We start from the raw sequence: 265 nt of genomic DNA, 5'->3' as shown, positions 1-265 counted from the left end.
GGAATGATCCATTCGCCATTGGCCCGGCTGCGGATGGCCGGGCTGATGTGAGCCAGCAACGAAGCATTCTGCTGATGGAAACGAAAGTAGTCGCGGTCTGCCACATCGTTGCCATGGGGCGAATCACCAAAGGAACTGACCACCCACTGACCGTCCCGGTCATAGAGAAATACCCCGCTGAGCTGGGTCAGGGCCTGCACCCGCCGGGCGAATATGCCCTGCAAGCGGGGCTGCTGTTCAGGGCCATCGCCCAGGGCCTGGATCC

General features: G+C 61.9%; 1 pseudogene. It reads right to left on the bottom strand.

Annotation, left to right across the window (positions count from 1 at the left end):
* Positions 1 to 265, bottom strand: a pseudogene (locus SB725_RS31735) (diguanylate cyclase); the annotation flags it as partial.

Origin of the sequence: Pseudomonas sp. SIMBA_041 (assembly GCF_046535095.1) — a bacterium.
Taxonomy (GTDB): domain Bacteria; phylum Pseudomonadota; class Gammaproteobacteria; order Pseudomonadales; family Pseudomonadaceae; genus Aquipseudomonas; species Aquipseudomonas mucoides.
The sequence above is the reverse complement of the archived record's forward strand: the minus strand, read 5'-3'. Positions and strand labels throughout refer to the sequence as shown.